General features: G+C 53.7%; 12 protein-coding genes. 6 read left to right on the top strand and 6 right to left on the bottom strand.

Annotated features, from left to right (window positions below):
- Positions 1-535 precede the first annotated feature (535 nt).
- Genes SH527x_RS14030 through SH527x_RS14020 form a run of 3 tightly spaced genes read left to right on the top strand, consistent with a single transcriptional unit; the run spans position 536 to position 6,590 of the window.
- Positions 536-3,688, top strand: a complete 3,153-nt coding sequence (locus SH527x_RS14030; RefSeq protein WP_437191299.1) for a DUF2309 domain-containing protein — start codon at positions 536-538, stop codon at positions 3,686-3,688.
- Complete coding sequence (locus tag SH527x_RS14025) at positions 3,688-5,130, top strand: proton-conducting transporter transmembrane domain-containing protein (RefSeq protein WP_437191298.1); 1,443 nt, start codon at positions 3,688-3,690, stop codon at positions 5,128-5,130. The genes SH527x_RS14030 and SH527x_RS14025 overlap by 1 nt, the downstream gene beginning before the upstream one ends.
- Entirely contained in the window at positions 5,127-6,590 is a 1,464-nt protein-coding gene (locus tag SH527x_RS14020; protein WP_437191297.1) for a proton-conducting transporter transmembrane domain-containing protein, read from the top strand. Before SH527x_RS14025 ends, SH527x_RS14020 begins: the two co-directional genes overlap by 4 nt.
- 16 nt (positions 6,591-6,606) lie before the next feature.
- On the opposite strand, the gene SH527x_RS14015 is transcribed toward SH527x_RS14020, so the two are convergent.
- Both SH527x_RS14015 and SH527x_RS14010 read right to left on the bottom strand, forming a co-directional pair.
- A complete protein-coding gene (locus SH527x_RS14015) occupies positions 6,607-7,608 on the bottom strand; it encodes a C-terminal binding protein (protein WP_437191296.1) in 1,002 nt (333 codons plus the stop codon).
- 214 nt (positions 7,609-7,822) lie between these two features.
- Complete coding sequence (locus tag SH527x_RS14010) at positions 7,823-8,584, bottom strand: SDR family NAD(P)-dependent oxidoreductase (RefSeq protein ID WP_437191295.1); 762 nt, start codon at positions 8,582-8,584, stop codon at positions 7,823-7,825.
- A 380-nt stretch (positions 8,585-8,964) separates the two neighbouring features.
- On the opposite strand from SH527x_RS14010, the gene purD reads away from it, so the two are divergent.
- Positions 8,965-10,254 carry a phosphoribosylamine--glycine ligase gene (purD, locus tag SH527x_RS14005; RefSeq protein WP_437194632.1) on the top strand — a complete coding sequence of 430 codons (1,290 nt, stop codon included), beginning with the start codon at positions 8,965-8,967 and terminating at the stop codon, positions 10,252-10,254.
- Positions 10,255-10,315: 61 nt separating this feature from the next.
- On the opposite strand, the gene SH527x_RS14000 is transcribed toward purD, so the two are convergent.
- The 4 genes from SH527x_RS14000 to SH527x_RS13985 form a co-directional block, all read right to left on the bottom strand.
- Entirely contained in the window at positions 10,316-10,768 is a 453-nt protein-coding gene (locus SH527x_RS14000; RefSeq protein ID WP_437191294.1) for a Fur family transcriptional regulator, read from the bottom strand.
- A gap of 162 nt (positions 10,769-10,930) precedes the next feature.
- Positions 10,931-11,623: a glycerol-3-phosphate 1-O-acyltransferase PlsY gene (gene plsY / locus SH527x_RS13995; RefSeq protein WP_437191293.1), complete on the bottom strand. Its 693-nt coding sequence runs from the start codon at positions 11,621-11,623 to the stop codon at positions 10,931-10,933.
- Positions 11,624-11,733: 110 nt separating this feature from the next.
- Positions 11,734-12,384: a sigma-70 family RNA polymerase sigma factor gene (locus SH527x_RS13990; protein WP_437191292.1), complete on the bottom strand. Its 651-nt coding sequence runs from the start codon at positions 12,382-12,384 to the stop codon at positions 11,734-11,736.
- Positions 12,385-12,615: 231 nt separating this feature from the next.
- Positions 12,616-14,028, bottom strand: coding sequence for an MATE family efflux transporter (locus SH527x_RS13985; protein WP_437191291.1), 1,413 nt, complete (start codon positions 14,026-14,028; stop codon positions 12,616-12,618).
- 711 nt (positions 14,029-14,739) lie between these two features.
- Between SH527x_RS13985 and SH527x_RS13980 the strand changes: the two genes are divergently transcribed.
- Together SH527x_RS13980 and SH527x_RS13975 are read left to right on the top strand one after the other, a co-directional pair.
- Positions 14,740-15,750 (top strand): DUF1559 domain-containing protein, encoded by a 1,011-nt coding sequence (locus tag SH527x_RS13980; protein ID WP_437191290.1) that lies wholly within the window; start codon positions 14,740-14,742, stop codon positions 15,748-15,750.
- A 285-nt stretch (positions 15,751-16,035) separates the two neighbouring features.
- A complete protein-coding gene (locus tag SH527x_RS13975) occupies positions 16,036-17,436 on the top strand; it encodes a sigma-54-dependent transcriptional regulator (protein ID WP_437191289.1) in 1,401 nt (466 codons plus the stop codon).
- Positions 17,437-17,555: the final 119 nt, after the last annotated feature.

Raw genomic sequence — 17,555 nt, 5'->3', positions numbered from 1 at the left:
ACTTGTGAATCATTCGTGATTCAAAAATGAATGGGGCTTCGGACATCTGTCAGAAACCTGATTCAGCACAATTCATTTTCCCGTGAGTGATCTCGTTCTGTTATTCAATCAGGGCGAATCACTGTCGGTTGATGTGTTTTTAAGTTTTAATATTACCCGGAAGCCAATAGACTTCCGAGGTCAGTCGGATGGCAGCAGCTTTCGTGTGCGAAAAATGTCGGCAAATTAGAACGGTTACATCTTCTCGTAATGATTCATTACAGAAAAGTAACCAATCGTATATTTCCACAGTCGGCAATTGCATAATAATTTTTAGAGATGTGGTCACCCCCTAATGTCCTGACGTCTGGCCTCTGAATTCGACAACGACATCGACGAAAAACCCTCCCGGTAGCTTTCTGCATCCGACGCGACTCCCTGCTCTCCTTAAGCGCTTGTCCTCCGTCTGTCTCCTTGCTTACTGGCTTCGTACTGCCAATCTAATTCAACGGACAGCCTGCTTTGATCTCTATGATCTCAATGTGGATCTCTTTCAATGGTCGATTTCAGTCGGTCTGAAGATTGCGAAAGTCAATCTGGTCACGAGACGCATCAATGTGAAGATTTGCTGAGTACCATTCAGCATGTCGTACATTTGCTGCCGTCACAAGGACCAATTTCGGTCTTCGTGCATCACAATACGTTACACGCGCTTCAGCACCTGCCCTTCTTCACTGCCCTGCGGCGAGGCATGGAGGTTTATGGATGCGAGCCATTCCTCTCTGAAGAAGCCTTTCATCAAAAGCTGGCTGATGGTCGAATTCGGCTGGAAGACATCGAGCAGGTGCTTTCGGAAGAACTGGGCTCTCGCAGCGGCGAAAGCATTGCTGGCCTGACAACACGCTTTCAGTTACGCCTGACAATGGCGAGAGACCCACTGTATCTCGGGTCGAGCGAAGAACTGGAATGGCAGATCGCAGAGACGCAGATCCTGAAAAAGATGCGGAGGGACGTCTCGGGAGCGACTCGGAAAGGCATGGTGGAGAGCACCCGGCATTGGGCACTTCGGCAGCGGATTCCAGTTGAAACGACGATGTCGCAGCAGCCATCGGCGACCGGAATCGACTTGGCTCCGTTCTTGCAGGAACTCAGTTTCGGGGCGTCTGAGTCAGCGATGGATCGCTGGACGGAACACCGATGGGAAGAGTTTTGCCTGAACGCGTTGTGGAAAGTCTGCCTGGCGGGTGCCAACCGGAATCGTCGGCAACGGACGGAGTCCGCCCGTCTGCTGCGTCCGTGTGACATTCTGAAACAAGCGACCGGAGAAGACTGTGATCGTCTGGTGAACGATCTCTTGATCCCGTTTACGGCCGCGTTTCTGGATCAGGGTTTGTCGCAATGGAATCTGCCGGGCCGCGATCAGGGCTTCTATGAAGCCTTCCTGTTACATGCAAGTCAGGCAGGTGTTCTCACCGAACGCTGGTTCCAGGAGGCGATCGTACATGCCAGACGATTACAGCTGGAAAACATTCCGGCTCTGGACGTCATTGAAGAATCATTGCAGAAACTGGGAATTGGAGTTGAGGAGACGGAAGCGTTTCTGGCTCAGACCCTGTTGTCGCTCCGTGGTTGGGCAGGCATCATCTGGCAGACAGAGACGCAGGCGGGGCGCATCGCGAGACCATCGCCGCAAGGAACCTTGGTCGGGTTTCTGGCGGTGAAGTTGTTGCTGGAATGTCACGCTCTGACGCAGGTTGCCAAAGATGCTGGCTGCTGGACAGGTTCACTGGCCGATCTTCGAACTCTGCCTGTTCCACCGCAGACCTCGCCTGACGAACTGAGCGCTGTTCAATGTGCGAGCGTTGTGTTTCAGGTGGCCCAACTGTTCGGATGGTCTCCTGAAACACTCTATAATCTGCCGGCAGATGATTGGCGGTCTTTGCTGAAAGAGATTGACTCCTTCAGCAACTTCGAACGTCGTCGTTTACTGCAACTGGCGTATGAACGGCGATATCGCAATCAGGTACTCGATGCCTTTACTGCTCACGCATCTCGCACCCACGTCGCCGCAGCTCCCATTCGAGCACAGGTTGTGACTTGTATTGATGACCGTGAGGAATCACTTCGCCGTCATATTGAAGAGGTCGCTCCTGACGTGGAGACATGGGGAGCTCCCGGCTTTTTCTCGATCGCCATGTACTACCGCGGAGTTGCGGACGCACGAGAGGCCCCGTTGTGTCCCGGCAATGTTCGCCCTCAACATTGGGTTCACGAAGAGGTCGCAACCGAGTTTGAATCTTCGGATCAGCTCCGTCGAAAGGCTCGCAAAGTCGTCGGGAAAGTGAGTCGCCATCTGCATCTTGGGTCGCGGTCCATGACTCGGGGGGCGATTCTGGCGACGTTCCTGGGACCATTCGCTTCGGTTCCCCTGATCTCACGAATTCTCTTTCCGTTGCAGACCGCCCGCGTCAGTGAAGTTGCACGCAAGCTGATGGAGGTGCCGAGTGCGACTCAGTTGCGACTTGAACGGACAACGCCTGAGCCGGGGAGCGAACCGGACCAGATCGGGTTCTCCCCACAAGAGATGGCAGGCATCGTTGAGAAGGTGCTTCGTGAAACGGGTCTGACTGCGAACTTTGCCAGTCTTGTCGTTCTCATCGGGCACGGATCTTCCAGCCAGAATAATCCCCATGAATCGGCCTACAATTGCGGAGCGTGTGCCGGGTCGAGGGGAGGGCCAAATGCCCGTGCTTTTGCTCAGATGGCGAACGACCATCGTATTCGGGATCTGCTTACTGAACGGGGAATTATCATTCCTGATTCAACGTGCTTCATCGGCGGGTATCACAACACCTGTAATGATGAGATCGAGTTTTTTGATGTCGATAAGTTGTCAACAACTGTTCGCAACTCCTTCTTCTCTTTGAAGGAGAAACTCGATGAAGCATTGGCATTGAACGCACTCGAACGTTGTCGAAAGTTTGAAAGTGCTCCGTTGACTCTGACACCAGAGGAGGCGATTCGACATGTGAAGATCCGGTCGGAAGATCTTTCACAGGCTCGACCTGAATTCAACCATGCCACCAATGCCATCTGCTATGTCGGGCGACGTGAGCGAACGCGAAGTTTGTTCCTCGATCGACGTGCATTCCTGCAATCATATGACCCCAAACAAGACACTCCGGACGCTTCAATCCTGTTGCGGGTGTTGCAGGCTGCCACTCCAGTCGCGGCAGGGATCAGCCTTGAATACTACTTCTCGTGCGTGGACCCGGTTGGGTACGGATGCGGGAACAAGCTCCCGCACAATGTCGTTTCGCTACTGGGAGTGATGGAAGGGGCGCAAAGTGATCTACGCACCGGACTCTCCAGTCAGATGGTCGAGATTCATGAACCCATCCGAATTCTGTTTGTCATTGAAACAACTCCTGAATTGATGACTTCGATCATGAATCGCGACGCCGGGGTTGGTGAACTGGTTCTGAACGAATGGGTGCAACTTGCTGTGCTCGATCCGGATTCCAGTCAGATGCATCTTTTTCACGGTGGCAGATTTGTGCCGTATCAACCGGAGTCGACACAGTTGCCTGTCTCCGGATCGTCGTACGAATGGTTTCGTGGGTGGCGTGGAGAGATGGGATTCGCGTCAGTGCTGGCATCTGAGCCCCGGACATTCGCCAGGACATCCCGTTCGAAGGAGGTCCTCTAATGGTTGATCTGGACTTTTTGAGTCAGATTCTGGCAATCACGACTGTTGTCATTCCGTTGCTGCTGGTTGCAATTCTGGGAGTTGCGAGCCTGTTCAGCCGGCGACTCTCCGAACGTGTCACGAGTCGACTCACGCAGATTGTGGGAGCCACTGGAATCGTGGCCAGCATCCTGATTCTGGTGCTGATGCTGATTTCTGGGAGCCGGCATAATCATGTGACGCTCGGGAATTGGGTGATTGTGAATGACCCTAGCCTGCATTTTCATTTCACATTCAAGATTATTTTCGATCGCCTTTCGGTTCCGTTTGCGATTCTGATTTTTGTGCTCTGCGAAGTCATTGCGACGTTCGCCAGACATTATCTGCATCGTGAATCCGGCTTTCATCGCTTCTTCCTCCTGTTCTCCATCTTTCAGGCAGGCATGATTCTGACAGCCGTCGCCGGCACCGTTGAGATGCTGTTTGCCGGTTGGGAAATGGTGGGACTTTCGTCTGCTCTGCTGGTGGCGTACTTCCAGAATCGAGCTGGCCCTGTGCGAAACGGGTTACGGGTCTGGGTTGTCTATCGCTTTGCCGATGCCGCTTTTCTTCTGGCGGCGATTATGTTGCACCACCTGAACGGCGGAGGCGATTTTGATGTTCTGACAGGAGTGACGAATTCGAATACGTGGCCGGAAGGTGTTGCGAACATTACCGCAACCGGAACCGCCATTCTTGTTGGGTATCTCCTTCTAATTGCAGCGGCAGGCAAGTCAGCGTTGATTCCATTCTCCGGCTGGCTGCCACGAGCAATGGAAGGGCCGACACCGTCGAGCGCGATTTTCTATGGAGCATTGTCGGTTCATCTTGGTGCCTATTTGCTGTTGCGTGTCTCGCCTGTGCTTGTGATTTCGCCCTGGCTTTGGGGGGCGGTCATCGCACTGGGATTGGCGACTGCAATTTTCGCCTCGATCACGGCTCGGGTGCAGACCGACATCAAGGCTGCACTGTCGTTTGCCGCGTTGACTCAGATTGGACTCATTGTCGCTGAAATTGGACTGGGTGCTGCGATTGGCGGACGTGTCGGACATCTGATCTGGTACTTCGCCCTGTCGCACATCATTGGTCATGCCTGTTTGCGAACGTTGCAGTTCATCCGCGCTCCGTCGCTGCTGAAAGATTATGGCCAGCTGGAAAACGCAACGGGATCGCGATTGCGGCATCATCCGGTTCTCTGGGAATCTACATTGCCGGGGCCGTTGCAAACACGTTTATACCGCTTTGCACTCGATCGAGGTCATCTCGATACGATGCTGACACGATTTGTTGTCACTCCATTTCTGAAGCTGTTTCGTGGTTGTGATTCAATTGAACGAGCATGGGCAAACCTGCTGCAAGGGGGCGTTCCTGATAGTCCTCATCATTCGGAACCAGTCCAACAGCAAAGCGAGTCACGCTCATGAATGAACTCCATTTCCCATGGTTAGAATGTGCGATCGGGGTTCCTCTGCTTGGTTCCCTTTTAATCCGCTTTCAACGGAATCCAGAGATCGCAAGACTGATCTGTATTGCGATCACTGCCGTTTCGTTTGTGATGACACTCGGGGCCTGGATTGATTTTTCGGTTCAGCGCACCTCGAATGCGGTCGTGCAACCCGTCGTTGGTCATTTATCATCTGGAATGCAATGGCCCGGTGTGAATGGATGCGGCCCGCACTTACTGACAATCGATCATCTCAATGCTCCGTTGTTACCGCTGACGTCGTTGCTGCTGTTACTGGTGGCATGGACGACACTGCGATCCAAGCTGAAGCAGTTTCCGTTCTCCCTGTTTCTTCTCCGATCAACCGTGTTGCTCGCGGCGTTTTCGTGTCGCGATCCATGGGCTGTCATTACGTTACTTGGGCTGGCAATGATTCCGCCGTGGCTTGAACTGCGGCAACGTCATCAGCCAACGCGCATCTACTCCCTGTATATGGGGGCATGCGTTTTGTTGATGGTCGTTGGACAATTCCTTGTCACGTCGATGCCGAATCATTCGACCGGAGAGACGGTCGGGACCATTCTGCTTGTGCTTGCCGTGTTGATCCGGACAGGGATGTTTCCATTCCATACGTGGTTGCCAGACCTCTTTCAACGGGCCACCTTCGGGACAGCATTGATGTTTGTGGCCCCGATGCCTGGAGTTTATCTGGCGACTCGTTTGCTCTTGCCGACTGCCCCGGACTGGATTCTCAGAACGGTTGCGTTGATCTCGGTTTTCACTGCTGTTTATGCCGCAGGGCTGGCTTTGGTGCAGAAAGAGTCGCGTCGTTTTTATGCGTATCTGTTTCTCAGTCAGTCGTCTCTGGTTCTTGTGGGACTGGAACTTGTCACCGCTGTTGGGCTGACGGGTGCCCTGTCGCTCTGGCTCTCTGTAGGTCTGGCACTTGGCGGCTTTGGTCTTGTCCTACGGAGCGTGGAAAGCCGTGCTGGTGTCCTCTCGCTGAAGGAGTATCACGGGTTGTTCGACCACATGCCGACGCTTGCTGCATTCTTCTTACTGACCGGTTTGACCGCAGTCGGATTCCCGGGCACCTTCGGGTTCATCGGGGCAGAAATGATCGTGGAAAGTGTCGTTTCGGTTTACCCCTTCATTAGCATCATGGTTGTGCTGGCGTCGGCGTTGAACGGAATTGCGATCGTCATGGTCTATCTGGCAATCTTCACCGGAACGCAGCATCGCACCACAATTTCCCTGCGAATGCAGACGAGAGAACGTTTCTCTGTGATAGGGGTGACTGCCATCATCGTGCTGCTGGGAATCTGGCCGCAGCCGGGGATCGATTCTCGTTTTGAAGCAGCGAAGGATATCATGCAGTCCCGTCGATCTCTGGAGACGTCCGAGCCTGTGAACGCAACCGGGGAGCATGCTCCTCACTGAGTTCTACTACTGAGTTCTACCAGACTTCGTTCACAACGTTGATGATCCGTTCTCCAAGGAGAGCCCGACGGCAGTTTGCGCTCCCTTTAATTCGCATGTCGTCCAGTCCCTGCTCCGAATAGAACGCCGAGTGAGGGTTAAGAATCAGTCGATCGAACGCGGGGTGCTCCGGATTGCGCCACGCTTGGACAACCGGATCATCAGCGTGCGGAGGCTCGACTTCCAGAACGTCGAGAGCGGCTCCCCGGAGGTGTCCGGATTCGAGAGCATGGAGGACGGCGACGGCATCGACGACCCCGCCCCGCGACGTATTGACGAGATACGAACCCGGCTTCATTCGGGCAATGGTCTCTGCGTTGATGAGATGTGAGGTCTCTGGAGTGCGCGGGCAGTGAATGCTCAGAACATCCGAGATGGAGAGGAGTTCTTGAAGGGAATCGACTTGTTCGACTCCGATCGCCTTGTCGAGTCCTGATGCGATATAGGGATCAAAGTAGACGACTCGCATGCCCAGTGCTTTTGCTCTCAATGCGGTCGCAATGCCGATTCTCCCCATGCCGAGAAGCCCGAAGACCATGGTTCGATGGCGATTCAAAGGGACGACCTGATGATAGGTCCAGGCATCCGCCTGACGCTGCATTCGACTGTTGGCGAGATGAATCCCGCGCGTCAGGGAGAGTGTTAACCCGATCGCGCTGTCGGCGACTTCTTCTGTCCCATAGTCCGGGACATTGGCGACAGGAATTCCTTTTGCTTTGGCTGCGTTCAAGTCGACATTGTCGAATCCGACCCCGCACCGGACGATCAACTTGCACTTCTTGAGTCGGTTGATTGTCTTCGCTGACAACGTAATGAAGTGGTAGACCATCATTGCGTCGACTTCTTCGATTCGCCCTGTCAGATCGTCTTCGCTCATCGCTTCAAGTGCGGTGACGTCTGCGATATCTCCAAGATGCCGTTGTTCAAGATCCAGTGGAGAACGAATGAAGTCGGTAACGACAACTTGAAATCGTGACATCGGAACGCTCCTGTGCGGCTGACAATCTGGTCACTCCATTAGACTATAGATCGACAGGCATTGATGCCATTGCAAATTCCGCTGAGGGGCCCTCTGAGATCGCGGACTGATTTGAAGCGAATCCGAGATGCGCGCAGGGATCTGGCGCGAGGGATTCTGACTCTCTCTGCCAGAGAAGACAGCTGCGCGACCAATTCAACAAACCGGATCGGTCTTAGCGGATGGCGCCGCCGTTGGCGTTGATGACCTGACCGGTGATGTACGCAGCATCATCGCTCACGAGAAATCTGGCGAGTTTGGCGATATCCGAAGGGAGTCCCCAGCGTCGCAGCGGGGTTTCGCGAATCACACGTTCCTGCCATTCCGAGTGGACCTGTTCTCCCCAGGCGGTTTGAATCCAGCCGGGAGCAATACAGTTCACGCGAACTTCCGGGGCAGCAGTCAGAGATAAGGATCGTGTGAACCCCATGATTCCATTTTTCGCAATGGAAAAGAGTTCGGCACTGTCCCCTTCCATGCCACGATCTGCCTGATCCCAGCCGATATTCAAGATCGTCCCGGAGCCAGCCTGCTTCATCTTGGTCAAAGCGGCGCGAGACAGATGAACCGTCCCCTGAACATCAACCTCCCAGAGCATTTCGAGCTTCTCTGCAAAATTGCGTTTGGCACCCGGTCCGGTCAACAGGTCGGCTCCTGCGTTGTTGATCCAGATATCAATTCCATCCCAGACCGACCAGGCATCATCGACAAACGCCTGAATGGAATCTGATGGGAGTGAAAGCTGATGGGAAACACTGTTGCGTCCCAGCGCCGTGATGGCTTCGACGACACGGTTTGCCGCTTCTTCCGATCGGCCATAATGGACAATGATGTCGCACCCGGCGCGAGCGAGTTCCATGGCGATTTCGCGGCCAATTCCGGAAGACGCACCTGTCACAACAGCGCGTTTTCCAGTCAGATTTCCAAAAGACGACACGGTTGTCTCCACCAGATTCCGACCTGTTCCGGAATGAGATACGCTGTTGGTCTCGTCGTAACCTGTTGAGCCGTTGAATGAAAGGGCTCAGGATAATTTTTCTGCCGGACCACTTATCCCTGCTCGCGACGAGTCCTTTGCCAGACTATACTCAATGATTCCTTTGTGAGTCACGACAACGGCACAGGAGTCCGACTTCTGTTCTGCCTGAATCGAGTTCCTGATTCGATTTGAAATTGATGTAGCGACTGTCGTCGTGCAGTAAAAATGATCGCAGAGACAATACTGTGATCAAATCGGTCGCTACGCTGACAAAATAGACGAGCGGATCGCTCGTGTTGCCCTTGGTCGATCACGCCTGACACGGCGTGGCAGAGGATATTTCGACGATGAAAGTGCTGGTGGTCGGATCAGGTGGTCGTGAACACGTCCTCGCCTGGAAACTGAAGCAGTCTCCCAAAGTGACGCAGGTTTACTGCGCACCGGGGAATGCCGGAATTGGTGCCGATGTTGTGAACATCGACATCGAGGGAACTGATGCTGACCGTCTCGTTCAGTTCGCGAAAAACGAGAAGATCGATCTGACCGTCGTTGGTCCAGAAGCGCCGCTCGTGGCTGGTGTCGTCGACGCATTCAAGAAGGCGCGCCTGCGTGTCTTCGGGCCATCGAAAGCTGCTGCCAACCTCGAAGGCAGTAAAGCATTCTGCAAAGACATCATTCGACAGGCGAGCGTCCCGACAGCGGATTATCGTGTGTTCAAGGACGCAGAAGCGGCCATTAACTTCATTCAGGAACGTGAAGAAACTCCGCTCGTCGTGAAGGCTGATGGTCTTGCGGCAGGCAAAGGGGTTTCTGTTTGCGAAACCAAAGACGAGGCGATTGCGGCCGTCAATTTGATGATGACGCAGAAGGCCTTTGGGGACGCTGGCAAAACAGTTGTGATTGAAGAGAAGCTGGTCGGTCAGGAAGTCAGTATTCTGGCACTGGTCGATGGCAAAACGATCATCACTCTTGAAGCCGCCCAGGATCACAAAGCGGCCTACGATGGCGACACCGGACCCAACACCGGCGGGATGGGAGCCTACAGCCCTGCTCCGTTCGCAACTCCGGAGTTGATGGACAGTGTGATTGAGAAGATCCTGATTCCAACCGTGCACACGATGCGCGTGAACGGAACGGAATTCAAAGGGGTTCTTTACGCCGGTCTGATGCTGACTGCTCAGGGACCCAAAGTTCTCGAATACAATGTGCGACTCGGTGATCCGGAAGCACAAGCGATTCTCATGCGTTTGAAGACGGATCTCTTCGACGTTCTCTGTGCTGCAGCTGACGGAAAACTCAAAGATCTGCCACAGCTGGAGTGGGATGAACGGACAGCGGTTTGCGTTGTGATGGCCTCCGAAGGATACCCAGGGAAGCTCTCGACCGGGCACCCGATTCGTGGTCTGGACGCTGCCGATGCACTGCCGGACGTGAAGGTGTTCCATGCAGGAACAGCCATGCAGAAGGGACAAGTCGTCAACACAGGGGGCCGCGTCCTTGGCGTGACTGCACTGGGTGACAACGTTTCCGATGCAAAACGAAAAGCCTATGAAGCGGTTCGTTGCATTCGCTGGCAGGGAGCCTGGTGTCGAAAAGACATCTCCGACAAGGCACGCTCAGCCGAATAGCGAGAAGCGAGTTCAACAAGACGTGTCGGTTTCCAGCATTGGAGACCGGCACGTTTTTTTGTTACTTCTCAACCGTTGAAGTGCAGGATGTGCAGTGGCCCTTCAGCAGAATCTCGGTAATGCGGCCGATTTCGTCAGAGCGGTTCCGGGAAGATTGAGTGAACTCGAGATCGCCTAAGCAGGTGACTCCGCCGCAGTCGATGCAGACAAAATGGGGATGACCATCCTCATGGCTATCGGCATCACGGTACTCAAATCGCCAGACATGGTCGCCCAGTTCGGTGCGACGAACGATTCCTGCGTCGGCCATATCGGTCAGATTGCGGAAGACGGTCGTTTTGTCGAAACCTAGCGGAACAAGCTGGTCTGCAATATCCGCGTGAGTCTGCGGAGTGTGAGCGGCTCGAAGCAGTTGCAGGACTGAAATGCGTGCCGGAGTACTTCGCAGCCCGGCCGTTCGCAGGATCTCTCGAATTTCCTGAACTTCATCTGGATTTGATTTTCGAGTCCCCATGACGTGCTCCAGTCCCTTCAATGCCGAATCCGTTTCTTGCTGAATTGTATCAACGTTTGCTCGTTATGTGCAGTTTGCTTGCAAAACAGATCAAACCGCAAAGGAATTGCGATTGCTGACAAACAGATTTTCGAAAAAGACTCTATTCGATCAGGCAGGTCACTACGATTTGTGAACTTCCTCTGGAGTTTTCTCTGAACTCGTCTCAGAAGACGTTTTCTTTTTGAATGTCAGCTTTGGTTCCTCGCCTTTCAGCAATCGCACGATGTTGGTCCGATGTCGGATCAGAATCAGCAACGGAATCGCGACTGCAAATACGCCGAGAGCCCAGGAGTTGGGCGCCCAAAGCTTTTCACCCATCAGAATGAATTCAACAACGGCGTAAGTGATTGCCGCAACGATTGAAGAAAGCGAAACGATTCTGGACAGGGCGAATGTCAGGATGAAAGCGAGCAGCGCGCAACCTGTCGCAGCGGGAGCCAGGACGGTCACAACACCGAGTGCAGTTGCGACTCCTTTGCCCCCTTTGAATCCGATGAATGGAGAAAACATGTGTCCCAGCACAGCGCACGCTCCGCAGAGAACCTTCTCATTGACGAGCTCCGGGGAAGCATGACTGAGGAATAATGGAAACAATGCTGTCGGCAAAGCGCCTTTCGCGGCATCCATCAACAGGGCGATGAATCCCCATTTGGCGCCGAGTGTTCTGGCGACGTTGGTGGCCCCGACGTTGCCGCTGCCGTGTTTCCGCAAGTCGATGCCAGCCACCCATTTTGCAATCAAAAGGCTGAACGGAATTGATCCGATGAAGGCAGAGGCAACTGCGGCCAGGAAAAGTTCGATCCCACTCGACATGATGTCATTCCGGGTAGACGGATTCTGAGTTCACTTGCGGAATGACGGCCGATTGAGCCAGCGGCCCGATCTCGACATTTCCCGCGCTGCACACGGTAGAAGATGCGAGGCTATTGTGGCAACCGGTCTCGAAACCCCGGCAATGCTTCAAGGATTTTGCGAAGCCGTCCAATCGCTCGGACATAGCGAAGACTTGCCGCCTGTTCAGAAATTGCCAGTGCTCGGGCGGTTTCGCTGTTGGTCAATTCCTCGAAATGCCGGAGAGCGAGCACCTCACGGTCGAGATGAGTCATCCCCTCCAGTGCAAGGTTGAGCTGCTCCGCCAGTTCGGCTTTGACGACCGCCTGACTGGGGGACGTGATCCCGTCCAGCAGGTGACGGGAAAGGGAAAACGAAGTCGACTCGGAACTCCAGCCTCCGGAGATGGATTTTTCCCGGCTGGCATCCCGTGCCTGGGTTCCCAGATGCCGTCGGTGAACATCAATCAATGTCTGATTGACGATCATTCGCAACCAGATAAAGAACGAGTCCGGGGAATCATAGAGGAAGTGTTCAATCCTCTTCTCTGCGTCCAGATACGCTTCCTGCAGAACATCATCAGCGTCGATTCGCCCCACGAGTCGACGATCCATTCGGAACTGGACGATCCTCCACAATCGGTCTCGATAGTAATCGAAGAGCTGTGCCAGCGCTCCGCGATCACCATGGATCACCTGATCCACTAATGTGTCGAGTGAAGAATCGTTGGAAGGATGCGGCATATTGCTGGTCGAAAGTGATGGTTCCCGTCACTTCTCTGATGAGTCGGCACGCGCCAGTTGAGACATCTGCCGGAGAGGAACACGGTGAGGCAATCTGCTTCAATTTCGAGACTACCGCATTTTCTCACACCTGTCATGCCTGATTCAAAGGGGATTGAGGCTGAATGAAATTTCGTGACGCATGAGAACGTTTGAACCAAGCTAACCCGCCGCGACTGTCCATTCACGCTGTCAGACTTCGTCCGGGAGTTCAAGTGGTGTCTTCTCGATTACTTGCATCGTCTTCCATTTTCCCCCCTGGAATCGCCATAAGAAGCCGAATCCCATCACAAAAACGGTGACGGTCACAGCGATCCAACATCCATGCAGCCCCCAGCCGTTGCGAACGGACAAGTAGGCTGGGACCACCATCAGCAGCCAGCCGCATAACATGGAAAAGACCAGGGAGAATGTCGTGTCTCCCGCTCCTCGAACTGCGGCGCCAAATACAATCGCCATGGCATCGAAGAATGTATAGAGCGCGACGTACTTCAACAGTACGACCACGGTTGGCCGCATCTCATTGAAAAGCTCGACCTCTGAACTATTCATGAACGGTTTGAGAATCAGGTCTGGCAACGACAGGTAGAGAATTGCGAATGCAATCATGTACCCGCCTGCGAGAAACATTGCTTTCCAGACAGTTCTGACTGCAAGTTCGGCACGCCCTTCACCAATGCGATGGCCGACAAGCGTCACGATTGCGGTCCCCATACCGATCATGGGAATGAATGCCAGTGAATTCAGGGTGAATGCCAGATTTGTTGCTGCCTGTTCGACTGCGCCTAACTGCCCGACAAACGCAACGAAAAGCGTGAATGCCCCCACATCGAGGAACATTTGGATTCCGTTGGGGAAGCCGTAGCGAATCATGCGGCTGAACAATGGCCATTCGATCCGACATGTCTCACGGAACGGATAGCCTTCCCGTTTGCCGTCACGAAACATCAGAATCGCCAGTGCAATCGCCCCGATGGATTGGGCTGCAACAGTGGCAATCGCAGCGCCGGCGATATCCAGTCCTTTGAAGGAGCCGATGCCAAAGACGAGAATATAGGCCCCGACGACATTTAAAAGTGACGTCACGACGTTCACCCACATGATGACGGCGGATCGTTTTCTCGCTGTGAAGAATGCCGAGAGAACCGCGGTTAACAGAGTGGGAATAGCGACCGGACAGAGCCAGCGAAAATAAGTGACTTCCAACGCCTGCACATGCGGGGTATGCCCCATCATGGCAAAGATCTGTGGGGCGTAGATCATCATTGGCAACAGGCCAATGCCGCTCACCAGAGCAATGAGCAGTCCCTGCCAGATCGATGCCGCAACACGTTCTTTGCGACCGGCACCTTCATACTGAGAGGCAAACGCGTTGGCATATCCAACGATTCCGTATGCAAGACTGATGGAAGTCCAGCTCAACATGGCTGCAGGCAATGTGGCTGCGAGAGCGTCGACACTCAATTGCGCGATGAAGATGCGGTCAACCACATTCATCAGTGACAGAGAACCAGCACTGACCACGAGTGGAAATGATACCTGCAACAGTTCCCGCATTGTTCCAGCAGCTGGCTGGCTGGGAAGGTCGTCTTGCTGTCCTACCATAACGTGTTTTCATGGCTGATGTGCGTGCGTCTGAACATCAAGAGACCATGTCGTCCTGCAATTCCATTTGCGGAACCTGATGCCAGTTTTCGAAACCGTTTCGCTGGGGCGCGAGTGCTCCGAGCAGACAGTCTTGGCGGCAAATTGAAATTTCGCAAGGTGAGTGCGATGCGAATTTGCGGGGCCATCGACCCTGACACAGTGCTGTGGGGACCGGTTCGGAGTCCGCTTCCAGGAGGAGATCCAATGTTTTCGGGAGGGGAGTTATCAGGATTTTCGTGAAATGATGCTGTGAAATGACAGCACAAACATCGGCGAATGATCTGTCGTATGTGACTGTTCTTGCTGGTGCACTTTGGAAGTTTGGTTGCAGCTCACGATGTCAAAAAAGTGGTTCGCAGGTGAACGGAGAGCGGGCAAAGCCACGGATGCTCTTGCGGGGAAAGTTGTTAGGCGGACGGGGGCGAGACCTTTTCCCCTCCAGTGCGTCTGAGTTGGTTCAGAATGATGCATTGGAATTCCATGGTGTTTTGAAGGGAGAGAGAAGTGAGTTGTTAAATTTGATTGAGTTTTCCCGTAACTGGAGAGTGTCTCATGGTGAGATTCACGTTCGACTTTGGTGTGCCTCACATTGGAAATCCAAATTGCTTGCGTTGATAAGGCCTGATACGATCTGGTTGACCAGCGCATTATGAGATTCGGAGACGTTCGATGCAGATTCGATCCAGTACCAGACGATCGGCGTTACGCCCGCGTTATGGATTTACGTTAATTGAGCTTCTGGTGGTGATTGCCATCATTGGTTTATTGGTTGCCATGCTGATGCCTGCTGTTCAACGGGCACGTGAAGCGGCACGGCGAAACTCATGTCTGAATAACATGCGGCAGCTCGGTCTTGCTGCCCATAACTATCTGAGTACACATCGGGTGTTCCCATCCGGTTGGTGCTATGACCCGAACGAGCCGATTTGCGATGTTCCGGTCACGCCAAGCCCGTTTAGTCAGCCGATTACAGTGCCTGTCTCCAACTCATTGCCAGGCCAGTCACCAGTCCCTGCAGGAAGCAATCAGAATGTGACTCAAATCACGGACTGGGTGCTCGGAGCATATTGGAACTGGCAGGCTCTTCTGCTTCCGCAGATGGAGCAAAGCACGCTTGCGATCAATTTCACCCTGCCAAAGACAGCCCACGATCCGTCACCGACAATCGACAGCAACTGGGAATACATTCGGGTTCCAATCGAATCCTATGTCTGTCCAAGTGCGGCGTTGCCGTCGACGCGTCCAGGTAACCTCGGGTACAGCACCTATCGTGGAAACATGGGAGCATGGCAGACAAACGACCCGAACGCACCGCTGATGAATGGGATGTTCTATGAGAACAGCTCTGTCGGCGATCGGGACGTTACTGACGGAATGTCAAACACCTTCCTGTTTGGAGAAAGTCTGTTCGGTTTCTGGGGAGACCATTACTCCAGCACTGCTCGGGCTCGAGACGATCAGCCTGGCTTCAATCGTTATTGGACAGGAACACCAAACTGCAGCGTCCAGGGAGCTCCTGGAATCGTCTACTTCTTCGGGTTTGGCAGTTACCACACAGACGCCATCAACTTCTGTCTGACAGACGGCTCTGCTCGTCCCATTGCGTTGAACATTGATCAGAATACGTTCTGGGCATTGTGCACCCGCAACGGTCGAGAAGCGATTGGACAGTCCTTCTAACTTTCCGGCTGGGATACTCAACGTCGATTCATCAAACTTGATCGTTCCAAAATGCGGACTCCGTGATGTACGGGTCCGCATTTTTGTTTGTACTGCGAAGCGTTCGTTGGATGTCCATGACTGCCGCCTGCCAGATTTGGGCGTGTCCCGTCTATGCCGATTCGGCGGTTGGGTTTGAGCAGACTTAGTGATCCCGGGTAAACTGCCATTTCGGCTCCTTTACATTTTGGATGGAACCTGTAATTTTTGCGGTTGCCGAGTTGTTGGGTTCATCGGAGAACTGAATTGGCTGTCAATCATCACGATCCCGCGAGCGTCGCGATCAGTGTTTTAATTGTGGATGACGACGAACCGCATGCTCAAGCGGTCGCCGACAGCCTTGAGACGCTGAGTTGTGACTGCACGATTGCCACCTCCGGCTCAAAAGGGGTGGAATTAATCGAGAGCCAGAATTTCGATATCGTCATCACTGATCTGAAGATGGACGATGTCGATGGGCTCGCAATCCTACGCAAAACCAAAGCCGAACTTCCGGATGCGGAAGTCATCGTGTTGACGGCCCACAGTTCGATTCCATCGGTCGTGACCGCGATGCAGGGAGGAGCATATACCTACCTGACCAAACCGCTGGATATTCAGGAGTTGCGAAGCTCGGTCGATAAGGCGTCGAGTCGAATCCGCCTGATTCGCCGCAACGTTGCCCTGAGTCGTGGTCTGGATGAGCGGTTCGGGTTTGAAGGGGTGATCGGGAACAGTCCAGCGATGCATCGTGTGATTGAACAGCTCAAAAACCTGGCCCCGACTGACACCACAGTGCTGATTCTGGGTGAAAGTGGAACCGGGAAAGAACTGGTTGCCCGCGCACTGCATCAGAACAGCCCACGGAAAAGCAAACCATTTGTTCCGCTGAATATCTCGGCCCTGCCAGAAAGTATTTTGGAGAGTGAACTCTGGGGGCACGAAGCGGGAGCGTTCACGGGAGCAGCAACGCGACGAATCGGAAAATTCGAGTTCGCAAATGGAGGGACACTGTTCCTCGATGAAGTCGGCGAAATGCCAATGGACACGCAAATCAAATTGTTGCGTGTGCTGGAAGACCGCAAGATTACTCGTCTGGGATCGAACGACGAGAAGTCGATTAATGTGCGTCTGGTCGCGGCTACGAATGCCGACCTGAAGGGCATGATGGAGAAAGGTGAGTTCCGTAGCGACCTCTATTACCGTCTGAGTGTCGTCACCATTTACCTGCCGCCGCTTCGGGATCGCCGGGAAGATATTCCTCTGCTGATCGAACACTTCCTTAAAGAGCTTTGCAAACGTAACGGACGGGATGTGGAAGGGATTAGTCGTGGGGCGAGACAGGTTCTCGTCTCCTTCGACTGGCCGGGTAACATCCGCCAATTACGGAACGTCATCGAAGGGATGCTGGCGCTCGATACGGATGGCAAACTTGACGTCGATGATTTGCCAACCGAACTGGCAACTCTGGCAGGCCATTCGCAAGACGGTTTCCCGGCGGCAGCTGGAACCGACATGCTGGTCGGACGCCCGTTGAACGACGTCGAAAAATATTACATCGCGAGAGCATTAGAGCTGACCGGTGGACGGCGCGAGGAAACTGCCAAAATGCTCGGGATGGGCGAGAGAACGCTTTATCGAAAGATCAAAGAATACGATTTGAAGTAGGCGAACCTTGCCTGCCGTCTGTCCTTTTGCATCCATCTCGCCTGATGCGGGATTCCCCCGGTCTCATGTGAGAACGAGGGGTTAATGGTATGCGGAATGGGGCTTAGTTGTTTTCAATT

The sequence above is a fragment of the Planctomicrobium limosum genome (genome assembly GCF_051465645.1).
GTDB lineage: Bacteria > Planctomycetota > Planctomycetia > Planctomycetales > Planctomycetaceae > Planctomicrobium.
This window is presented reverse-complemented; position numbering and strand designations above follow the sequence as displayed.

What these genes read in the sequence shown, in the direction of transcription:
- SH527x_RS14020 (WP_437191297.1), top strand. Translation starts at nt 5,127, where the DNA reads ATGAATGAACTCCATTTCCCATGGTTAGAATGTGCGATCGGGGTTCCT.
- SH527x_RS14030 (WP_437191299.1), top strand. Translation starts at nt 536, where the DNA reads ATGGTCGATTTCAGTCGGTCTGAAGATTGCGAAAGTCAATCTGGTCAC.
- SH527x_RS14015 (WP_437191296.1), bottom strand. Translation starts at nt 7,608, where the DNA reads ATGTCACGATTTCAAGTTGTCGTTACCGACTTCATTCGTTCTCCACTG.
- plsY (WP_437191293.1), bottom strand. Translation starts at nt 11,623, where the DNA reads ATGTCGAGTGGGATCGAACTTTTCCTGGCCGCAGTTGCCTCTGCCTTC.
- SH527x_RS13985 (WP_437191291.1), bottom strand. Translation starts at nt 14,028, where the DNA reads ATGGTAGGACAGCAAGACGACCTTCCCAGCCAGCCAGCTGCTGGAACA.
- SH527x_RS13990 (WP_437191292.1), bottom strand. Translation starts at nt 12,384, where the DNA reads ATGCCGCATCCTTCCAACGATTCTTCACTCGACACATTAGTGGATCAG.
- SH527x_RS14025 (WP_437191298.1), top strand. Translation starts at nt 3,688, where the DNA reads ATGGTTGATCTGGACTTTTTGAGTCAGATTCTGGCAATCACGACTGTT.
- SH527x_RS14000 (WP_437191294.1), bottom strand. Translation starts at nt 10,768, where the DNA reads ATGGGGACTCGAAAATCAAATCCAGATGAAGTTCAGGAAATTCGAGAG.
- SH527x_RS13980 (WP_437191290.1), top strand. Translation starts at nt 14,740, where the DNA reads ATGCAGATTCGATCCAGTACCAGACGATCGGCGTTACGCCCGCGTTAT.